Source organism: Paracoccus onchidii (assembly GCF_028294535.1).
Classification (GTDB): Bacteria; Pseudomonadota; Alphaproteobacteria; order Rhodobacterales; family Rhodobacteraceae; genus Paracoccus; species Paracoccus onchidii.
In genome coordinates, this window is the sequence record NZ_JAQBIE010000002.1 from 246306 (window position 1) to 263541 (window position 17236).

At 60.5% G+C, this 17236-nt stretch carries 12 protein-coding genes; 8 read left to right on the forward strand and 4 right to left on the reverse strand.

The window, feature by feature from the left end; translation table 11 throughout:
• Positions 1-10 precede the first annotated feature (10 nt).
• The 4 genes from PAF17_RS02675 to PAF17_RS02690 are packed head-to-tail and all read left to right on the forward strand — an operon-like array spanning position 11 to position 6429.
• The gene (locus PAF17_RS02675) at positions 11-2098 is read left to right on the forward strand and encodes a hydantoinase/oxoprolinase family protein (RefSeq protein ID WP_271887539.1); all 2088 of its coding nucleotides are present in this window, start codon (positions 11-13) and stop codon (positions 2096-2098) included.
• On the forward strand, positions 2095-3741 hold the full coding sequence (locus PAF17_RS02680; RefSeq protein WP_271887540.1) for a hydantoinase B/oxoprolinase family protein: 1647 nt from the start codon (positions 2095-2097) through the stop codon (positions 3739-3741). Before PAF17_RS02675 ends, PAF17_RS02680 begins: the two co-directional genes overlap by 4 nt.
• A gap of 14 nt (positions 3742-3755) precedes the next feature.
• Positions 3756-4505: an SDR family NAD(P)-dependent oxidoreductase gene (locus PAF17_RS02685; RefSeq protein WP_271887541.1), complete on the forward strand. Its 750-nt coding sequence runs from the start codon at positions 3756-3758 to the stop codon at positions 4503-4505.
• 10 nt (positions 4506-4515) lie between these two features.
• Positions 4516-6429 (forward strand): propionyl-CoA synthetase, encoded by a 1914-nt coding sequence (locus tag PAF17_RS02690; protein WP_271887542.1) that lies wholly within the window; start codon positions 4516-4518, stop codon positions 6427-6429.
• Positions 6430-6481: 52 nt separating this feature from the next.
• On the opposite strand, the gene PAF17_RS02695 is transcribed toward PAF17_RS02690, so the two are convergent.
• The 4 genes from PAF17_RS02695 to PAF17_RS02710 form a co-directional block, all read right to left on the reverse strand.
• Complete coding sequence (locus PAF17_RS02695; protein WP_271887543.1) at positions 6482-8590, reverse strand: hypothetical protein; 2109 nt, start codon at positions 8588-8590, stop codon at positions 6482-6484.
• Between the two features lie 128 nt (positions 8591-8718).
• Positions 8719-10080 (reverse strand): chromate efflux transporter, encoded by a 1362-nt coding sequence (gene chrA, locus PAF17_RS02700; protein WP_271887544.1) that lies wholly within the window; start codon positions 10078-10080, stop codon positions 8719-8721.
• Positions 10081-10132: 52 nt separating this feature from the next.
• Positions 10133-11128, reverse strand: coding sequence for an NAD(+) diphosphatase (nudC, locus tag PAF17_RS02705; protein ID WP_271887545.1), 996 nt, complete (start codon positions 11126-11128; stop codon positions 10133-10135).
• A gap of 39 nt (positions 11129-11167) precedes the next feature.
• On the reverse strand, positions 11168-12172 hold the full coding sequence (locus PAF17_RS02710) for an AraC family transcriptional regulator (protein WP_271887546.1): 1005 nt from the start codon (positions 12170-12172) through the stop codon (positions 11168-11170).
• Positions 12173-12301: 129 nt separating this feature from the next.
• Between PAF17_RS02710 and PAF17_RS02715 the strand changes: the two genes are divergently transcribed.
• The 4 genes from PAF17_RS02715 to PAF17_RS02730 are packed head-to-tail and all read left to right on the forward strand — an operon-like array spanning position 12302 to position 16957.
• On the forward strand, positions 12302-13837 hold the full coding sequence (locus PAF17_RS02715; RefSeq protein WP_271887547.1) for an AMP-binding protein: 1536 nt from the start codon (positions 12302-12304) through the stop codon (positions 13835-13837).
• Positions 13838-13848: 11 nt separating this feature from the next.
• Positions 13849-14616: a 3-hydroxyacyl-CoA dehydrogenase gene (locus PAF17_RS02720; RefSeq protein WP_271887548.1), complete on the forward strand. Its 768-nt coding sequence runs from the start codon at positions 13849-13851 to the stop codon at positions 14614-14616.
• Positions 14617-14636: 20 nt separating this feature from the next.
• The gene (locus PAF17_RS02725; RefSeq protein ID WP_271887549.1) at positions 14637-15830 is read left to right on the forward strand and encodes an acetyl-CoA C-acyltransferase; all 1194 of its coding nucleotides are present in this window, start codon (positions 14637-14639) and stop codon (positions 15828-15830) included.
• The gene (locus tag PAF17_RS02730; RefSeq protein WP_271887550.1) at positions 15830-16957 is read left to right on the forward strand and encodes an acyl-CoA dehydrogenase family protein; all 1128 of its coding nucleotides are present in this window, start codon (positions 15830-15832) and stop codon (positions 16955-16957) included. The genes PAF17_RS02725 and PAF17_RS02730 overlap by 1 nt, the downstream gene beginning before the upstream one ends.
• Positions 16958-17236 lie beyond the last annotated feature (279 nt).

The window sequence follows — 17236 nt, forward strand, 5'->3', positions numbered from 1 at the left end:
CGAGGTCTGCATGACTGATCCAAATATCCGTGTCGGCGTTGATATCGGCGGAACATTTACCGATGTCGCGTTGCAACATCCCGGCGGCATGGCAACCGCGAAAGTTCTGACAAACTATGCCCAGCCCGAGCAAGCCATTCTTGACGGCATCCTGCAGGCCGCCAGAACGGGCGCAATCGATCCCGCCCGCATCGGGCAGGTCATTCACGGCACCACGCTGGTTACCAATTCCCTGATCGAAAGGCGCGGCGCGAAACTTGCCTTCATCACGACCGAGGGGTTCCGGGATGTGGTCGAGATGCGCTCGGAGAACCGGTTCGAGCAGTATGATCTGAACCTGACGCTGCCCAAGCCGCTGGTCGCCCGAAAGGACCGCTTTACAGTGCATGAACGCATGGCCGCCGATGGTTCGGTCCTGCTGGCACTGGACACCGCCGAGGTCGAAGCAATGGCCGCCAGGATCGTTGCCGGCGGATATGAGGCCGTCGCCATCGGCTTCATGCATGCCTATGCCAATCCACACCACGAACAGATGATGGCCGATGCCCTGAAGGCGGTGGCCCCGCATCTGTCGGTTTCGATGTCTTCGGTCATCTCACCGCAAATGCGCGAATTCGAGCGTTTCAACACCGTAATCGCCAATGCCTATGTGCAACCGCAGGTCGCAGATTATCTGGGAAGGCTGGTTCGCCGGTTGCGCGAAACGGAAATCCAGGCTCCGGTCTTCATGATGCATTCCGGGGGCGGGCTGATCTCGGTGGAAACCGCAAGCGCGGAACCGGTCCGCCTGTTGGAATCCGGCCCGGCGGGGGGCGCCATCTTTGCTGCGGAATTTGCGCGCGCCCATGGTCTGGACAAGGTGCTCAGCTTTGACATGGGCGGCACGACGGCCAAGATCTGCCTGATCGAAGACGGTCGCCCGAAAACCGCAAACACCTTCGAGGTGGCGCGCACCTATCGTTTCAAGAAAGGCTCGGGCATGCCGGTCTCGACGCCGGTCGTTGAAATGGTTGAAATCGGTGCCGGCGGCGGTTCAATCGCGTCGATCGATGCAATGGGCCGCATTCAGGTCGGCCCACGCTCGGCGGCTTCGGAACCCGGTCCGGCCTGCTATCAGCGCGGAGGGATCGAACCGACCGTAACCGATTCCAACCTGGCCCTGGGCCGATTGGACCCGGATAATTTCGCAGGCGGCGCGATCACCCTTTCGACCGAATGCGCCCATGCGGCGCTGCGGGACAATCTGGCCGAAACCTTGGACATGCCTGTCGCGGATGCAGCTTTCGGTGTGACCGAAATGGTCGATGAAAACATGGCCAATGCAGCACGCGTCCATACGGTCGAAAACGGTCGCGACATCGAACATTTCACCATGATCGCATTCGGGGGCGGCGCACCGCTACATGCGTGCCGCCTGTGCGAAAAGCTGGGTATCGACAATCTGATGATCCCGCCGGGCGCTGGCGTGGGTTCGGCCATTGGTTTTCTCAAGGCGCCGTTCAGCTATGAAGCGACGCGCGGCCTGTTCCAACGGCTGGACGCATTTGACGCCGAATCCGTCAACGCGGCCCTCAATGAGCTGGAGGTCGAGGCGCGGGCCTTTGTCGCAGAAGGCGCCGGTGATGGCGCCACGACGATCCGGCTGACCGCCTTCATGCGCTATACCGGTCAGGGCTGGGAAATTCCGGTCGTCCTGCCCTATGGCCCATTCGCAGAAGGTGATCACAATACATTGTTGCGCGCCTTCGAGGACGCCTATCGCACATTGTTCGGCCGGACCATTGATGATCTTGCCGTCGAGGTGACCAATTGGTCGCTCACCGTCGCGTCAGTCCTGCCAGAGATGGCCAAGGCGAAACGCTTCCTGTCGGGAACTTCATTGCGGGCCGCCAAGAACAGACAATTCTTCGATTCGGCGCTGCGTCAGACTGTAACCGCGCAAGAGGTTCCGCGCGATGAGATCGCGCCCGGAACGGTGATCGACGGCCCCGCTGTCATTACCGAAAATGAAACTTCGACCATCGTCACGTCGGGTTATGCGGCGATCGGACAGGGCGATGGCAGCCTGTTGCTGCAGCGGAAAGGAACGGGAAAATGAGCGTATCGTCGATTGACCTGCAAATCATGTGGAACCGCCTGATCGCCGTGGTCGAAGAACAGGCCACCACACTAATCCGGACCGCATTTTCCACCAGTGTCCGCGAGGCCGGCGATTTGTCGGCCGGATTGTTCGACCGGCAGGGGCGCATGATGGCCCAGGCCGTCACCGGCACGCCCGGCCATGTCAACGCCATGGCCGAAAGCGTCACCCATTTCACCCGCGAGATCGGCGCACAGAACATCTTTGAAGGTGATGTATTCATCACCAATGATCCCTGGATGGGCACCGGGCATCTGCATGACATCACCGTTGTCACACCCATCTTTCGCAAGGGCACGCATATCGGCTTTTTCGCCTGTACGGCGCATGTGGTCGATATCGGTGGGCGCGGCTTTGGTCCGGACGCTGGCGAAGTCTACGAGGAAGGGCTGCTGATTCCGATCACGAAATTCGCAGAAAAAGGACAGGTCAGCGCGTTGCTGATCCAGATGATCCGCGCCAATGTGCGCACCCCCGACCAGACCGTGGGCGACATGTATTCCCTTGCCGCCTGCAACGAGGCCGGAAACCGCAGATTGCAGGATATGATGGATGAATTCGCCATCGACGATCTTGACGCCTTGTCCGAATTCATCATGGACAGCAGCCGCAGGGCCACGTTGCGCGCAATCGCCAATGTTCCGGCCGGCAGCTATGAATCCTCGATGACCGTTGATGGATATGAAGCGCCTGTGCATCTTCAGGTGCGCCTGACTGTCGAGGGCGATCGTCTGCTGGCCGATTTCGACGGAACCAGCGGCATGTCAAAATTCGGGGTGAACTGCCCCGAGGTCTATACGCGCGCCTATGCCTGCTATGCGCTGAAATGCGCCATCGCGCCCGAGGTGCCCAACAATACCGGATCGCTTGAACCGTTCCGCATCACCGCCCCCGAGGGTTGCATCCTTGCCGCCCGACGCCCTGCCCCGGTCTCGGTGCGTCACGTGCTGGGACATTTGGTCCCGGATGTCGTGATGGGGGCACTGCATCAGGCCATGACAAATACCGTGCCTGCGGAAGGTGCGTCGGCGTTGTGGAATATCCAGATCTCGGCACGCCCATCCTCCCCCGACAGCGATCTTCCCAATCGCGAGGTGTTGATGTTCAATTCCGGCGGGACAGGCGCGCGCCCGACACTGGACGGCATGTCGGCAACCGCCTTCCCATCCGGTGTGTCAACGATGTCCGTCGAAGTGACCGAACAGGTCGGCCCCATCACTGTCTGGCGCAAGGATCTGCGCGAAGGTTCTGGCGGCGCGGGCAGCTTTCGTGGCGGCCTGGGCCAGACGATCGAAATCGAACCCCGTCAGGGATACGATCTGTTCTTCAACGCCATGTTCGATCGCATCGATCACCCCGCCCGCGGTCGCGATGGCGGCGGCAGTGGCGGCAACGGCAGTGTCGAACTTTCGGACGGCACGCGACTGAAGGGCAAGGGTCGCCAGAAAATCGCCGAAAATCAGCGCCTGGTCCTGCGGCTGCCCGGTGGCGGCGGCTATGGCGACCCGAGCAAGCGCAACCGTGAACTGGTGCGTGCCGATCTGGAGGCTGGATATATCACATCTGAACAGGCCCGCGACGATTACGGTCTGAAAGACTGAAGGAGAATTATGATATGACGCGCAAAATTGCTTTGGTGACCGGTGCTGCACAAGGAATTGGATATGCCTGTGCCGAGGCGCTTGCCGAGGATGGCTATCAACTGGTCCTGGCCGATATCAACGCCGAAGGTGTCGAGGCCGCAGCTGCCAAACTGGGAAATGGCGCCGTCGGGCTGAGCTGCGATCTGGGCAACATCGAACAGATCGACGCCATGTTCGAACAGATCGAGGCCGATCTGGGCCATGTGCATACATTGGTGAACAATGCCGGTGTGGCATTGCCCGGCAATTTCCTGGACTATTCCATCGAGGATTTCCGCAAGGTGATCGACGTCAACCTGACCGGGGTGTTCTACGCATCACAACGGGCCGCCAAGGCAATGGCGCAGCACAAGATCCCCGGTTCCATCGTCAATATGTCGTCTATCAATGCCGTCGTCGCCATCCCCGCCATTCCGGCCTATTGCGCATCGAAGGGCGGGGTCATGCAGCTGACCAAATCCATGTCCCTGGCGCTGGCACCCCATGGGATCCGCGTCAATGCGGTCGGGCCGGGATCGATCGACACCGACATGATGGCCGGGGTGAATGCGAATCCCGAAGCAATGAAAATGGCCATGTCGCGCACACCGCTGCAACGCATGGGCACCGCCCGCGAGATCGGCAACGTCGTCGCATTCCTGGCATCGGACAAGGCCAGCTACGTCACCGGCGAAACCATCTATGTCGATGGCGGGCGGCTGGGCCTGAACTATGTCTGCTGAGGAACGTCCAATGTCGGGATACGATCAGACTTATGCCGCCTGGCAGGCGGACCCCCAGACGTTCTGGGCACAAGCCGCCGAAGCCATTGACTGGAACAAGCCTCCAACACGGGTATTCGACCCGGACATGGGCGAATTCGGTCGCTGGTTTTCCGATGCGGAATGCAACACCTGCTGGAACTGCGTCGATCGCCATGTTCACAACGGGCGCGGCCAGCAAACCGCCCTGATCTGGGACAGCCCGGTCACCAACTCGGTTGCGCGCTACAGCTATTCCCAGCTTCTGGACGAAGTTTGCGCGCTAGCCGCGGTGATGCAGGATCATGGTGTCACCAAGGGGGATCGGGTCATCATCTATATGCCGATGGTCGCCGAGGCGGTTTTTGCTATGCTGGCCTGTGCGCGTCTGGGCGCGGTTCATTCGGTGGTATTCGGAGGATTTGCCGCCCATGAACTGTCGGCGCGCATTGATGATGCAGCCCCCAAGCTGGTCATTTCCGCGTCATGTGGCCTGGAAACCAGGCGTATCGTTCAATATAAACCGCTGCTCGATCAGGCGATCGCCTCGGCGACGCACAAACCCGAGACCTGTATCATCCTGCAACGAAACGCCCACCCGTGCGACCTGATTGCGGGCCGCGATATCGACATGGGTGCCGCAGTTGCACGGGCCAAACAGGACAACCGCCGACCCGAATGCACCAGCGTCGCCGCCACCGACCCGCTTTATATCCTGTATACATCCGGCACCACAGGTCAGCCAAAGGGTGTTGTCCGGGACAATGGCGGGCATATGGTCGCGCTGCACTGGTCGATGCAAAACCATTACGGCACCCGCCCGGGGGATGTGTTCTGGGCGGCATCCGATGTCGGTTGGGTCGTTGGACATTCCTATATCTGTTACGGCCCGCTGCTGCAGGGCTGCGCCACGGTCGTTTTCGAAGGAAAGCCCGTGGGTTGCCCCGATGCTGGCGTATTCTGGCGCGTCATTCAGGATCACAAGGTCAGCGCGCTGTTTGCGGCCCCGACGGCCTTTCGCGCCATCCGCAAGGAAGACCCGAACGGCGATCTGCTTGGCAAATATGATCTTTCTCATTTCCGCAGCCTGTTTCTGGCAGGCGAACGATCCGATCCCGACACGGTGAAATGGGCTCAGTCCAAACTGAATCGTCCGGTCATCGATCATTGGTGGCAGACCGAGACAGGCTGGGCCATTTCGGGCAATCCCGTTGGCCTTGGCGCCTTTCCCATCCGCCTGGGCAGTCCGGGCAAACCCATGCCCGGCTATGACGTGCAGGTGCTGGATGATGCCGGACAACCGGTTGCGCCGGGCACGCTTGGCAATATCGCGCTGAAGCTTCCTTTGCCGCCCAGTTGCTTTCCGACGCTATGGAATGCCGCCGAACGCTATCTCAGCGCTTATTTCACCGAGTTCCCGGGTTATTACGCCACATCAGATGCCGGGATGATCGATGAGGACGGCTATGTTTTCATCATGGCGCGCACTGATGACATCATCAATGTGGCTGGCCACCGTCTATCCACCGGCGCCATGGAAGAGGTCATCACCAGCCATCCCGACATCGCGGAATGTGCGGTCGTTGGGGTTGCGGATGCACTGAAAGGCCAGATGCCGGTCGGCTTCTACGTGGTCAATTCGGGCGTACATCGCGAGTCCGGCGATCTTGAAGGTGAACTAGTCTCGCTGGTGCGTCAAGAGATCGGCCCGGTTGCCGCGTTCAAGACGGCGATCGAGGTCGAACGCCTGCCCAAGACCCGTTCAGGAAAAGTGTTGCGCGGGACGGTCCAGAAAATCGCCGATGGCCAGGAATGGAAGATGCCGGCAGCAATCGACGACCCCCAAATTCTGGAAGAAATTGCGCAGGCCCTTCGCAAACGCGGCTATGCACGACAATTGGCCTAACCGGCAAGCAACAAGGACTGGCGAGATTTGCATCCTCGCCAGTCGTGTTTTCCTAACCCGTCGATCCGATCCGCGATGAAAACTTGCCGCAGGAACGGTTCCACTGCTTGAAGCGTGCAACAATCCGATCGGCCTGTTCCTGTTGACCGGACTGTTCCAGAACCTTGCGATGTATCTGAGCCGTGCGCAGGGCACCGGGCACCATGTCATCCACATGGTCCGCCACACGCAACGCAAGGTCACGGGTCTTGCCCTGACGCCTCAGGACATCGGCGGTCAGGATATGGATTTCAATGAAATCATGTCCGCGATCCCAGAGCTGGCTGAACAAATCGGCCGCAGCCCCCTTTTTGCCAACCCGCATCATCGCAAGACCCAGTTCGGCCTGAAAGCAGGTGTGGCGGCCCGAAAGCTCGCTTGCGTGATCAAAGCCTTTCAGCGCCTTCGCCATTTGACCATCGGCGGCAAGCATTCGCGCATGGCGCAGGACAACGAAGGGATCATCACCGCTTTCCTCATATGAAGTCCGGATCAACTCAAGGCCCTGATCCCGTTCCCCGGCCTGCACGTAAAGTTGTCCCAACAGCGATTTGATTTGTGGATTATCCAGCTGCTTGCGAAAGCTGCTGCGATAGAACCCGATCATCTTCTGCTGGTTTGGCAGGTTCCAGAATGCCGATGGCAGGCGCAGCGATTGCACATCGCGCCAATCCCGGATGTCCAGTTCGAACGGTATGAAATTCAACCGGCCCCGCGCATTCCCCTGAACGGGCAATCTTGCGGCGATGGCCTGAAACCGTGCGACGATGGTCATCTTCAGGACGACGAACTCGGGAGCAACAGGATACAGATGCCTTTGATCGGCATCCGACGCCGCCAGTGCCCCCACCAGCAATCGCGATATCGGCAGATTGGGTTGAAGCCAGCTGGCGATATGGGCCATGCGCGATGCCTCGGCAAGACGGTTATCGGCCAATGCCGCCAGCCCGGCCCAGGCATAGACCTGGGCATTGGCCAGATCGGTCAGGATCGGCCGGTCTTTCAGGGATTGCGCAAGTTTCAAGGCCGCGTCGGCATCACCTGCCCAGAAATGCTGTTCGGCCAAAAGGTCATGGATGTATGACAGGTGAAAGCCACGCTGGTGATGCTTTTGCAAAATAGCCCGCGCGACATCAGGTGTCTTGCGCCGTCCGTGAAACGCGATCAGTTCGGGAAAATTCTGCCCCAGATCCGCGTCCCCCGCAAAGACCTCGGGGGTTTGGTCCAGCTGCATGGTCAGCCGCGTCAATGCGCGTTCGCGTTCCTCTTGACTCAGATCCGCGGTGATCGGAACGATCCGACTGTTCCCCAACAGCGCCGCGAGGCTTGAAAACGCGCTGGCCCCCGGTGCGATGATGCGCTTGCACAGTGACATCGTGAACAGTTCAAGAAAATCGCGTTGAAGCGGGGCCAGTTCCTCATCATCGATCAGCTCTGCCGCCGGTATCACGCGTGGCGACAGGGCACAGAATGCATCGACCTCGTGCTGCGCATCCGAGAAGATGACAATGCGCGCGTCCGGCTCGTTCGTCAGAACCCGATTGATATGTTCCTCATAATACACCCGTGGAATGTATTTGCTGGGCCACAGAACATTCGAGGGACGTGCCGCAGGGTCAATGATGTCGCCCCGGCGCAGGTGATAGGCCACCAACGCGGTATCCCCAAGGCTGGCACGGATGCGGGTCATGGCCCGTTCGACCACGGGATTGAACCGGATGCTGTCAAGCGTCCTGACCAGACGCTCGGCCACATCATCCGGGTCCTCCCACGGCATCTTCACGACTTTCATCGCCTCGGAGCAGCGCAAGTTCCGGGTCGACAGCTGGTTCACCAACCATTCCCGATCCGCCCCTGCGGGCAGGCTTTCCAGCGCCAGGGCCTTTTCCTGCAGTTCGCCGAAACCAAGCTCGGTTTCGCGGAACTCCTGCAGGAAGTCCTCGGAAAACAGCTGCTCGGGGTGCTGAAGTTCCGGGCTGACATTGGCATGGCTGGACCAGGTAAAGGCGAAGCGCGCCGAATAATCATCGGCGATCCGCTTGGCATTCAGCAATGCCCCAAGCCGTCCCCCAAGCCGGTCGTTGCGAACCGCGAAAATCTTGCCACGTTGCTGTAAAGCCATTCTAATTCGATTTCCCCGCTGATCTTCCGGGGTCTAAGCATATCGCAGCAAGGTTTTCCAGTTCCCGCAAAGGTTGCTTTGGCTCTGACGCTGATACCGACCGACAATGATCACATACGGGCATCCGATCAGACGAACCCGACCAGATGCAGCGCGATTCCCGCAACGGCGGATGCAAACAGCAATGTGGTCATGCCCAGCCGCAACAGGAACACGCCAATCAGCGCGCAAACCGACAGCAATGCCGCAAACGAGTCCAGCGAAGACAGGACCGGAAGCTCCATGTGCAGCGGGCCGGCATCAAGCAAGGTCGTTTCGCGCCAGATCGTGTGGATCGTGAACCAGACCGCCAGATTGAGAATGACGCCGACCACAGCAGCCGTTACCGCCGAAAGTGCGGCGGACAATCTTTGATTGTGACGCAATTGCTCCATGTAAGGCGCACCGAAAAAAATCCAGGCGAAGCAGGGCGCAAACGTGACCCAAGTTGCCAGAAAACCGCCAACAGTTCCCGCCAGCAGCGCCATCGGCCAGGCAGCTTCGCGAAATGCCGCAAGAAAGCCGACGAACTGCAATACCATGATCAACGGCCCCGGGGTTGTTTCCGCAAGGCCCAAGCCGTCCAGCATCTCGCCCGGGTGCAACCAGCCATAGGTCCCGACCGCTTCTTGCGCCACCCAGGCCAGCGCCGCATATGCGCCACCAAAGGTCAGCAATGCCAGCTTGGAAAAGAATGTCGCAATATCCGTGAACACATTGCCCGGCGCAAAGATCACAAGCAACGCGACCGGCGCCAGCCACAGCACCAGCGCAGCCAGACCGGCCAGATGCGCAGTCCGTCTGTCCGGGCCAGCACCCTGCCCCAGCTGACCCAACAGGGTTTCAGCATCCATAACATGCCCGGTGGCAGTGCTGCCGCCCCCCTTGCCCTTGTCAAAGGCCTGTAACCCCATCGCGGCCCCGGCCCAGCCGACAAGGGCTGCCAGCGCCACGACCAGCGGGAACGGCGCGGCAAAGCCAAACAATGCAATGAAAGCGCCAACCGCCAGAACACGCAAGGTATTGTTGCGCAGGGCCTTTGCCGCCAAGCGCATGACGGCCTGAATCACGATTGCCAGCACTGCGGCCTTCAGGCCAAAGAACAGCGCCTCGACAAAACTTGCATCACCATGTGCCGCATAGATCCAGCTAAGCACCATGATCGCAGAGACCCCGGGCAGAATGAACAACAGCCCCGCAACCAATGCGCCACGAACCCCATGCATCAGCCAACCAACATAGGTTGCAAGCTGCTGGGCCTCGGGACCAGGAAGCAGCATGCAGAAATTCAACGCATGAAGGAACCTGTCATCGCCTATCCAACGCTTTTCCTCGACAAGAATACGGTGCATCACCGCCATCTGACCCGCAGGTCCGCCAAAACTGAGCGCCGCAATCCTTGCCCAAACCCAAACGGCCTCGGCGAGGCTGGGATAAGAGTTTTCTTTCATTTCAATGCCCTTGCCTCTGTTCCCTTGGTCTTTGCAGCGGCGGGCACCAAGGTCAAGCGGATGCCACCGCTTGCGTCGGCACGGGACCAAATCCCGCTACAGTGCCATCGACCCAGGCTTGCAGCATCACCTGAGCAACCGCGCCCTTGCGCGCAGGTGAGATCCGATCATGTCGCCCTGCCAGGGCTTCGGCGACCTCGGCCTTGCTGACCCAGATCGCATCTTCCAGCTCATGCGTATCCAAGGTGATCTTCGTCGTTTGCGCGCACCCCACACAGCCGATCATCAGCGAAGCGGGAAATGGCCAGGGCTGCGAGGTCACATAGCGCACATCACCAACAACAACGCCAGCCTCTTCCTGAGTTTCGCGCCGGACGGCCTCTTCCACGGTTTCTCCCGGCTCCATGAACCCGGCAAGCAGGGAATACATTTTCTCTGGCCAGACGGACTGGCGCCCCAGCAAGACCCGATCCCCGTCAAGCACCAGCATGATCACCACCGGATCGGTGCGGGGAAAATGCTGACGACCGCAATTGGGACAATCAAACCGCCAGCCCGCATGAGAGACCTGATTGCGGTGCCCGCAATTGGCGCAGAACTCATGTGTGGCGCGCCATTCGAAGATGCCCTTGGCTGCGGCGGCAATACCGGCATCGCGATGGTCGATCTCGCCCATGATGCTGCGCAGTTCGACGAATGCACGCGTGTCAGACAGGTCCAGCGTCCGTTCATCAATGAACGCCGCAGGTTCCTGATCGGCGGGCGCGATATAGGACACATCCGCCGCGAAATGCGCCAATCCGTCACCATCCAGCCCCATGAAGATTGGGGATTCGGGGCAATCGGCGATCAAACGATCCCGGCTGGACAGCCACGCAAGCCGGGGGCCATCGGCTGTCCGGTCAAACAATGGCTTTCCGCGCCAGAACGGTGACACCAGGCTGGACGGATCGGCCAGTCGTGCCGCGATCTCGGTCGGATTACTGCGCAGCCTGTCGGCACGATCCAGAAAGCTGCCTGCGAATGTAACATCTGTCTCGGGAATCATGGCGCGACATTGCATCGCGTCGGGGTCGGGGGCAAGGCCTCAATCGTCGCGCTGTCGGCCCTGACATGTCTGGCGATACGCGCCGGGCGTCACCCCCGACCATTTCTGAAAGGCCCGATAAAATGCGCTGGGTTCGCGATACCCAAGAAGGGTCGCGATCTCTGCCACGGGCAGGCCGGAACCGGCCAGCATCTGCTGGGCCTTGCGGTGCCTGATTTCATCACGAATGGCCGAAAAGCTTTGCCCTTCACCCCGCAAACGACGCCGCAGCGACGCCGAAGACAAGCCCAGATCATGCGCGACCTCGTTGAAATCCGGCCAGTCTTCCGGCTGATCGGCCCGCAGCCGGTTGCGGATCGCCATCGTCAGTTCCTGGTCATGGCGATACCGCAGAAGAATATTCGCCGGGGCGGCACGCAGAAAGGACTTCAGCGATTGTTCATCGCGTATCGTCGGCAATGTCAGGTATTCGCCTGCAAAGATCATCCGGCTTTGAGGTCGCCCGAACATGACCGGCGCGCCGAAAAACTGGTGATAATCGGCGCGGTCAGGTGGCGGAGAACCGGCGAAATCGACCCGTATCAGGGGCAAACGCCGCCCCACCAACCAACACAGCACCCCCATCAGGATCAGCCAATAGGTTCGATAGGCAAATGCCGGGCGCGGACCATCGCGATCTGCAAGCACGATCTCGGCCTGTCCATCGCGCAACCGCAACGCCCCACGGGGATCATCCAGCACGACATTCAGAAACCGCAGGGCGCGGCGCAACGCCCGTTCCAATGTCGGGGCATGAAGGATGGCATGGCACATCAGGCTGAAGCTGCCCGGACGCATGGGCCGTGCGGCAAGCCCGAAGAACTCATCCTCGATCCGCTCGCTGATGATCAGCCACAAACGGCCATACTGCATGTTCGATACCGGCCCGGACAATGCCGGATCGATCCCGGCCTCGGCCAGAACCGGCGCCGTATCCATGCCACGTGATAACAACGGTCCCAACGCGTCACGAACAAAACCGGGAAAGATGACCGATCGCTGCATATGCGCCTTTCTGGTAAATTCGATCAGTGATTTTGGCCGGCTCTGTCATTGTTTGCAATGCCGGACATGGCCATAATCGTGACGAACCGAGGGCCGACGGCCTGAACGATTCTTGGCAGGGAGGAGCCAATGTCCGTATCCGAACAGGCGCGCACGCGCCCCAGCTATCAGCACGCCGCCGGGAATTTCCGCATCCAAGAGGCCATCGCCGGGTTGCAGGGCGATCTGCAAGACGGCTTGAACGCATGTGTCGAATGCTGTGATCGTCATACCGGCAGCAACCGGACGGCCCTGCGCTGCCTTGATGGCGAAGAAAATCTTACTGAATACAGCTTTGAACAGTTGAAGGATCTGTCTGGCCGCGTAGCGAATCTGTTTGCATCCCTCGGCGTAAAACCGGGCGATGTCGTCGCCGGCCTGTTACCGCGCAAGATAGATCTGGTCGCCGTCATCCTGGGCACCTGGCGCCTGGGGGCCGTGTATCAACCACTGTTCACCGCCTTTGGTCCCAAGGCAATCGAACACCGCCTGACCACCAGCGAAGCCTCGTTGATCGTGACCGATCACGCCAACCGCGCCAAGCTGGACGATATTTCCCATTGCCCCGCCATCGTCACCGTCGCATCCGAAGGTGAACATGTTGCTGAGGCCGACACCGATTTTCGTAGCGGCATCGCTGCGCAATCCCCGGACTTTGCACCGGTCATGCGCCGGGGTGACGACCTGATGATGATGATGTCGACATCCGGGACCACCGGCCTGCCCAAGGGCGTGCCGGTACCTCTGCACGCCTTGCTGTCATTTGCCGCCTACATGCGCGATGCGGTTGATCTGCGCGACGACGATGTATTCTGGAACATCGCCGATCCCGGCTGGGCCTATGGCCTTTATTACGCGCTGACGGGCCCTTTGCTTCTGGGGCAGGCGACAACGCTGTTCGAAGGCGGGTTCACCGCCGACAGCACCTATCGCATCATCGACAAGCTGGGCGTGACCAGCCTTGCAGGATCCCCGACCGCATTTCGGTTGTTGATTGCGGCCGGTGACGCGGCTGCGGCCGGGGCCAAGGGGCGCCTGCGTGTCGTCAGCAGCGCCGGCGAGCCGCTGAACCCCGAAATCATCCGTTGGTTTGCCGCCAGCCTCGATGCGCCGATCCATGACCATTACGGTCAGACGGAATTGGGCATGTGCGTCAACAATCACCACGGGCTTGATCACCCTGTCCGGGCGGGATCGGCTGGGTTGGCGATGCCGGGTTATCGCATTGCGGTGCTGGATGATGAAGGCAATGAATTCGAGCCGGACGCATCAATCAGCTTTATCGGACGCTCGGACGATGTGATCACCTCATCGGGGTATCGCATCGGGCCGTTCGATGTCGAAAGCGCCTTGATCGAACATCCCGCCGTGACCGAAGCGGCCGTCGTCGGGGTTCCCGACCCCCAACGTACCGAAATCGTCAAGGCCTTCGTCATTCTTGGCAATGGGCACATGGCGGGTCAGGAATTGGCGGAACAGTTGCAGCAGCACGTGCGCAAGCGCCTGTCAGCCCATGCCTATCCGCGCGAGATCGAATTTGTTGCCGAACTGCCCAAGACCCCCAGCGGCAAGATCCAGCGATTTATTCTGCGCAAGGCCGAAATCGCCAAACAACAGCAAAGCTGAGGACCATCAACATGCAGATTGAAGACAAGGTTCTCCTGGTTACGGGCGCAGGATCCGGTCTGGGTGCCGCAGTTGCCGAGATGGCCGTCGAGGCCGGTGCAAAGGTCGTCTTGCTGGATATCAACACCGATGCCGGACAGGCCAAGGCACAAGAACTCGGCGATGCGGCGAAATTCTGCCGCACCGATGTGACCAGCCCCGAAGACGGTATGGTCGCCATTGCGCAGGCGCGTCAGGCATTCGGCCGGATCGACGTTCTGGTCAATTGCGCCGGCGTCGCACCCGGTGAAAAGATCGTCGGGCGCGATGGTCCCCACGATCTCGACCGGTTTGCCAGAGCTGTGACCATCAACCTGATCGGCACATTCAACATGCTGCGCCTTGGCGCCGAAGCCATGGCATCGAATGATCCGGACCAGAACGGCGAACGGGGGGTTGTGATCAACACCGCCTCGATCGCCGCGTATGACGGCCAGATCGGACAGGCCGCCTATGCTGCTTCAAAGGGGGGCGTTGCCTCTTTGACATTGCCCGCCGCCCGCGAACTGGCATGCCATGGTGTGCGGGTCGTGACGATTGCGCCGGGTATTTTCGGCACGCCGATGATGGCCGGACTGCCTCAGGAAGTTCAGGACAGCCTTGGCAAGACGGTGCCCTTCCCGCAACGACTTGGCCGTCCTGCGGAATACGCCGCAATGGTCCGCCATATCGTCGAAAACCAGATGCTGAACGGCGAGGTCATCCGGCTTGACGGTGCTTTGCGTATGGCGCCCCGGTAAGCATGAAAGGATATCAGAAGATGGAAAATGCAAAGGATCCGATCGTCATTGTGGGCGCATCGCGCACCCCCATGGGCGGCTTTCAGGGTGATCTGGCAGGGGTCGAGGCGGCGCAGCTGGGCGCAACGGCCACAGCTGGCGCGATGGCGCAGGCAGGATTGAACGCCGATCAGGTGCAGGAAATCATCATGGGCTGTGTCCTGCCCGCAGGTCAGGGACAGGCCCCGGCCCGTCAGGCCGCACTGAAGGCCGGCCTGCCGCTGTCTGCCGGCGCGACAACCGTGAACAAGATGTGCGGATCGGGGATGAAGGCCGCCATGCTGGTTCATGATCTGATCGCGGCCGGCAGCGCCGAGATCGCGATTGCCGGCGGCATGGAAAGCATGTCGAACGCGCCCTATCTGCTGCCCAAGGCGCGCGGCGGCTATCGCATGGGGCATGGTCAGGTCATGGACCACATGTTCCTTGACGGGCTGGAGGACGCCTATGACAAGGGACGTCTGATGGGCACCTTTGCCGAAGACTGCGCCCAGTCCTATCAGTTCACCCGCGAAGAACAGGACAATTACGCCATCACGTCCCTGACCCGTGCCCAGAAGGCGATCGAAAGCGGGGCCTTTGGCGCCGAGGTCACGCCGGTCACGGTCACGTCGCGCAAGGGTGAAACACGCGTGGACATCGACGAACAGCCGGGCAAGGCACGGATCGACAAGATCCCCGGCCTGCGTCCGGCATTCCGCGAGGGCGGGACCGTCACCGCCGCAAATTCCAGTTCGATTTCCGACGGTGCCGCGGCAATGGTGATGATGCGGGCCTCGCAGGCCGAAAGCCTGGGCCTGACGCCACGCGCCCGGATCCTGGGCCATGCGACCCATGCCGATAAACCCAGCCTGTTTCCCACAGCCCCAATCGGCGCGATCCGCAAGTTGATGGACCGCACGGGGCTTGATCTTGGCGCGATCGACCTGTTCGAGATCAACGAGGCCTTTGCCGTGGTTGCCATGGCCGCAATGCGTGATCTGGACCTGTCCCATGACATCGTGAACATCCATGGCGGTGCCTGTGCGCTTGGCCATCCGATCGGCGCATCCGGTGCACGGGTGATGGTGACGTTGCTGGCCGCGCTGGAAACCCACGGCCTCGACCGGGGCGTGGCCTCACTATGCATCGGGGGCGGCGAGGCAACGGCAATCGCAATCGAAAGGCTGAGCTGATGCACCTGAGCGAAGAGCAGCAGCAGATCCGCGACGCAGCGCGTGATTTCGCCCAGAATGCATTGGCACCGGGCGCCCATCAACGCGATCGCGACCACGCTTTTCCACGCGCCGAGCTGACCCAGATGGGCGAACTGGGTTTTCTGGGCATGTTGGTCCCCGAGGCCCATGGCGGCGTCGAGACGGGCATGGTGGCCTATGCCCTTGCGCTCGAGGAAATCGCGGCAGCGGACGGCGCATGTTCGACCATTGTCTCTGTCCATTCCTCGGTCGGCTGTGTGCCGATCCTGCGCTTTGGCAGCGAAGCCCAGAAGGCACGGTTTCTGCCGCGCATGGCGTCCGGCGAATGGATCGGCGGATTTGCCCTGACCGAACCGCAAGCGGGTTCTGACGCGTCATCGCTGAAAACGCGGGCGCGGCGGGATGGCGACAGTTACATCCTGAACGGCACCAAGCAGTTCATCACATCGGGCAAGAACGGTCAGGTCATCATTGCCTTTGCGGTCACCGATCCCGCCGCGGGCAAAAAAGGCATATCGGCCTTTATCGTGCCGACCGACACGCCGGGCTATGAGGTGGTTTCCGTCGAACAAAAGCTGGGCCAGCATTCGTCCGACACCTGTGCGCTTGCGTTCAACGAGATGCGTATCCCGGTCGAAAATCTTCTGGGGCAGGAAGGCGAAGGCTACAAGATCGCACTCGCCAATCTGGAGGGCGGCCGGATCGGCATCGCGGCACAGGCGGTGGGTATGGCACGCGCCGCCTATGAGGCCGCATTGAATTATGCCAAAGAACGGATCACCTTTGGCAAGCCGATCTCCACGCATCAGGCCATCGCGTTCAAGCTGGCCGATATGGCCACACGCATCGATGCCGCAAGGCTGATGGTGCAGCGGGCCGCGGCACTGCGTGACGCAGGCCAACCTTGTCTGACCGAGGCATCCATGGCCAAACTGTTTGCATCCGAGATGGCCGAAGAGGTCTGTTCAGACGCGATCCAGATCCATGGCGGTTATGGCTATCTGGCGGATTATCCCGTCGAACGGATCTATCGCGATGTCAGGGTCTGCCAGATCTACGAAGGCACCAGCGAGGTCCAAAGATTGGTGATCGCGCGTAACCTTTGACGCGCCAAGTTCGCAGGAAGGATACGGAGCAAGAATATTCTCCCTGCCCCCTATCCCAAGCCCCGCATCCCAAGCGACGTCCCAGGCGAGTTATTCGGTCGACAGCTACCCCTGCACTGGTTTGCGCGCTGATCCGGTGCAACGGTCAGCCAATCATTCAGCTCTGCCTTCCAACTCTGGACCACCCGAGGCTGGGGTTTTCGGGCTTTGCCCACGGTGACGGGCTGGTTGCGTCACGGTGAAAGTGAAGCGCGCCCGGGGCTTTGGGTCCGATGGTGC